The organism is Cupriavidus agavae, assembly GCF_004217045.1.
Taxonomy (GTDB): domain Bacteria; phylum Pseudomonadota; class Gammaproteobacteria; order Burkholderiales; family Burkholderiaceae; genus Cupriavidus; species Cupriavidus agavae.
Genome location: NZ_SGXM01000018.1, coordinates 1 through 4,301, shown reverse-complemented (window position 1 = coordinate 4,301; position 4,301 = coordinate 1). Strand labels below are relative to the sequence as shown.

Here is a 4,301-nt window from a genome sequence, read left to right as displayed (position 1 = left end):
CAGGCCATCGAGAAGCTGATCTTCAAGGGGCGCCCGGAGATACTGGGCGAGCGGATGCTCGGGCTCTGGAACGAGAAGCTCGATACGGCAGCCTGACGCCGACATGGAAACGGTGATGGCATCCACGCTGCGTCGGATACACGATCCGGGCTTCATGCAGCACTACTTCCACGGGGTCGGGCTGGATCTCGGGGCCGATGCGACTGGATTGGCACGCTGCAGTCGGGAGTTTCCGCGCGTGGTGCGTGTGGTCCCCTGGAAAGGCGAGTTGATGGCGGTGCCCGGCGTGGAACACCGGTCCTTCGACTTCGTCCACGCCAGTCATTGCCTGCAAACCGTCGTGAACCCCGCCAAGGCGCTGGGGCGATGGCTTGACTTGCTGAAAACCGGTGGATATCTGGTTCTCACTGTCCCCGATCAGGATCTGGCGGATCAGACGGTGCAGCCGGCCGAGACAAATGACGCGCCAGCCAGGGGATTCTCGGTCTGCAAGGATCCGCTTCCGCCCGGGTCGGTCAATCTGCTGGAACTGGTGCGCGCGTACGGCAGCATCGCCGCGTGCGAGCGGATTGCTGTGATACGTCCGGAGCAGGCGATCGAGGTGGTGCTGAGAAAGCGTCCGGCGCCGACGCCCGCAGAAATGCTGGGGGCGGCAGGACGTGCGCGCAACGTCGAGGATTTTCTGCAGATTTCGCAGACGACACTGCGGCTTTTCCCGTACCGGTTTGACGTGGCGCATCAGGTGTCGGTCGGCATGATGCGCTGGAATCTGTTCGACGAGGCGGAGACTCTCTGGGCGCGAATGGTAACGCGCCTGCCCGAGGAGTGGGGGCCAAAGCTCTACCAGTTCCTGCATGTGATCAGTAGCGGCAAGATCAACGAGGGGTTTCGGCTGCGCGCCGCTGCAACCGACGATTGGTCGTGGAAGCGGCGCACATCGGCGCCGCCCCCCGAGACATTCCCGCGATGGACAGGACAATCGCTGGCAGGCAAGACAATTGCCATCTGGAGCGAATTCGGACTGGGTGACGAAATCTTCTTCCTGCGGTTCTCCCGCATGCTCCGGAAGCAGGCCGGCGCGCGCAGCGTGACCGTGGTGTGCCAGTCGCCGCTGGTGGAACTGTTCGAGGCGTCGGGCGAGGCGGATGCCGTGCTCGATATCAGAGCAAGCGCGGCCATCCCCGAGCATGACTATTGGGTCTACCCCCACGATATCCCGGCCTGGCTGCCCGTAGAGCTTGATGCGCTGCCGGCCTCGGTGCCATATCTGCGACTGCCTTCCGGCGCCCCGCCGGTCACGTTGCCTGGTCGCCCGCAAGCGCTGAAGGTCGGGGTCGCCTTCAAGGGCGCTCCGACGCACGAAAACGATGGCGCCCGATCGCTGCGTTCGCTGTCGATGCTCGACTCGCTCTTCGCCCACGAGGAAGTGGAGTTCTTCAGTCTTCAGAAAGGTCGTGGCGCAGACGAGGCGGCGGACTATGCTCGGAAGAGGTCGAACTTCCACGATATCGGAGCGACGCTTGAGACCATGATGGATACCGCCCGGGTCATCGCGGCGCTGGATCTGGTGCTGACTGTGGATACGTCGGTTGCCCACGTGGCCGGTGCGATGGGCAAGCCGACCTGGCTTCTCGTCCCTGAGTTCGCAGATTGGCGTTGGCACTACGTGCGCGAGGACAGCCCGTGGTATCCGACGATGAAGTTGTTCCGCCATCCCCCCAATGGGAGTTGGGCGGAGGTACTCACGCGTGTCAACGGCCACCTGCTCGAACGGGTGGCCGCACACGCTGCACCGCCAACGTTGGAGTAAGAAATGGGCCACCCCGTAGACCGTCTGTTTGGCGGCATTTTCCTGGCCGTGCTCGTCACGACGACCGTGATGGTCCTGCTGACGCTCGTACCGGCAGGTAATCTGGATGAAGCACGTCTGCTGCATGTCGGGCTGGCCGTCGGCATTTCTGCATGCATCCTGCTGCCCAGTCCGGTGCTCAAGCGGACAATCTGGCATGGTCGGGACCCGTTCGTGCTTGACGAGGAACTCAACAACATGATCATCGGCCGCACCATCGGCCTGGCGGTCGGCGTGGCCGCCGGGGTGTTCGTCCTGAGCACCGTTGCATAGCCAGACACGAAAGCCGGAGTGCGCAGTCGCTGCCGAGCAACGCCAGGTGGGGTAGATAACGGCAACGGCTCCCTCCATACCAACAGCAATGGTTCGACCAATATCTCCGGCAATTCCTCGGAATGGCAACCCTTACGTGATCAAGACGCAAGGCTGGCTGAAACCTTCGAGCGGTCGTCCGGCCGTTGCGACATCGGGCGGAATCGGCGCCTGATATCGACTAACTCTGATAGTCGATATTCTTGAAAGGACCATATTCATTTCGGATTGCGCCATTTACTGACACACTCCGTTGCAATCGCAGCTGTGGCTTTGTGAAACCGATTCTCAAAACAGCAATGCCATATTCCAATGATCCGTACGGGATTCGCTAGGACACGTTTCAGGTATCGGGTATTGGCCCTGTTGTGGCCGGCGATGGCAAACGGGGCAGCAACAGAATCTGACGGGTACGACGCCGGTTCTGTGAGGGTCGTGGCCTTCAAGGTCCATCCCGATGGCGGCCCCGCCAGCCAGGATGTCATCGAATTACTGCGCGGTGCATCGACTTCCCTGGGCACTGCGCCAACTTCGTTGGGGGAGGTCGACCGATGGTCGGACAGCCTGACCCATACGCTACGCCAGCGCGGCTATCCGGTCGGGCAGGTTTTGATGACGCAGGTTGACTGGCAGGCCGCGCAGCAGGGCGGCGTGCCGGTGTTCACGGCCTATCCCGGACGCATCAGTGGCATTCGCATCGACAACAAGACGCGGGTGAACGACGACCGGCTGGCGCGGCTGGTGACCAGGGCCATGTGCGATGCCGAGCCGCTGGAAGGGAACTGTTTGCTGCGGACCGGGCGGCTGGAGCGCAGCACACAGTTGTTGCAGGACATTCCCGGGGTCGCCATCGCGAAAGCGCCAGAATTCGCGCCGGGGGCAGGCGTGGGTGACATCGACGTGCAGTTCGATCTCGCGCAGCGCGGCAAACCGTTCACGGGCGACGTCTTCTTCGACAACAAGGGTATCGACTCGACGGGGCTCTACCGGCTGGGCGTGATGGCATCGGGGAACAATTTCCTCGGGCTCGGTGAAAACTATGCGCTGACGGTGACCGGCACCGAGAAGCGGATGTGGACGGGATCGCTGACCGGCGGCGTTCCGATCTTCGACGATGGCCTGCGGCTGACCGGTGGGTTCACGCGGCAGCAATACACGATCAACGCTGTGACCAGGCTCGTTGGTGTCGCCAACACCGTGCAGGTGGGCTTGCTCTATCCGGTCACGCGCGGGCTCGATGCAAACGTCTGGGTCGGCGGCTCGTATCTCCATAGCCGCACCAAAACCGAATACAGCGATTTTGGATTCGCCGCGCACAGCACGCTCGATGCACTGCGCTTCTCGCTGCAGGCCAACAATGGCGACCGTGCGCAGCAACTGCGCAGCAACATCTGGAGCGGCGAGGTGGCGCTGACTGCCGGGCATCAAAGCAACGACAGCGCGGCGTACAACGCAGCCACGCGGGTGGCGGGCAACTACGCCAAGCTCACCGGGACGGGCTTTGGCACCTACGGCCTGAACCGCGGTGGCGACCTGTTCCTGATGGGGCAGTTCAACGGCCAGTACGCCAGCAAGAACCTCGACCCGAGCGAAAAACTCGGCGTAGGGGGTCCGAACGCAGTGCGCGCCTACCGGGCCGACGAGGGCTCGTTTGACGATGGCGCCATCCTGAACGCGGGCCTCTACAAGCGCGTGCCGATTGCCATCGGGCACCAGCTTCAGTTCGGTGTGTTCTCGGACGTCGCCATCGGGCGCGTGAACCACAATCCCTGGGAAAACTGGAGTTCCGGCTATGTCGGCGTGCCGGACGTGTCGAATCGGCGGATTCTGGCGGGCTATGGCGTCGCCGTGGACTGGCTCACGCCGATCGGCGCCACGCTTTCGCTGTCGATCTCGAAAGCCTACGGCTTCGCCTCCTCGTCGTGGGTGGACCCCGGCAACAAGCCGGTGCAGTACTGGCTCGCCGTCACGTGGGGCCGCTAGGCGCGCGGCACCTTCTGATCACACTTTCAGCGCGGAAAGTCGTCATGACCCAGCCCACCAAGTTCAGCATCAACAAATTCGAATACCAGTGCTATCGCGGGGAGCACGAGAACGCCGGCCGGGAGCTGGTGTCGCTGCTGCACCGGATCGACAGCCA

General features: G+C 62.9%; 3 protein-coding genes. All 3 read left to right on the top strand.

The window, feature by feature from the left end; all coding sequences use genetic code 11:
• The first annotated feature begins 115 nt into the window (after positions 1–115).
• The 3 genes from EV147_RS25875 to EV147_RS25865 all read left to right on the top strand — a co-directional run bounded on the left by EV147_RS25875 (position 116) and on the right by EV147_RS25865 (position 4,144).
• Positions 116–1,810 (top strand): methyltransferase domain-containing protein, encoded by a 1,695-nt coding sequence (locus EV147_RS25875; RefSeq protein WP_235845042.1) that lies wholly within the window; start codon positions 116–118, stop codon positions 1,808–1,810.
• Positions 1,811–1,813: 3 nt separating this feature from the next.
• On the top strand, positions 1,814–2,122 hold the full coding sequence (locus EV147_RS25870; RefSeq protein ID WP_130394083.1) for a hypothetical protein: 309 nt from the start codon (positions 1,814–1,816) through the stop codon (positions 2,120–2,122).
• A gap of 396 nt (positions 2,123–2,518) precedes the next feature.
• Positions 2,519–4,144, top strand: coding sequence for a ShlB/FhaC/HecB family hemolysin secretion/activation protein (locus tag EV147_RS25865; protein WP_130394082.1), 1,626 nt, complete (start codon positions 2,519–2,521; stop codon positions 4,142–4,144).
• The last annotated feature ends 157 nt before the right edge of the window (positions 4,145–4,301 follow it).

What these genes read in the sequence shown, in the direction of transcription:
- EV147_RS25875 (WP_235845042.1), top strand. Translation starts at nt 116, where the DNA reads ATGGCATCCACGCTGCGTCGGATACACGATCCGGGCTTCATGCAGCAC.
- EV147_RS25870 (WP_130394083.1), top strand. Translation starts at nt 1,814, where the DNA reads ATGGGCCACCCCGTAGACCGTCTGTTTGGCGGCATTTTCCTGGCCGTG.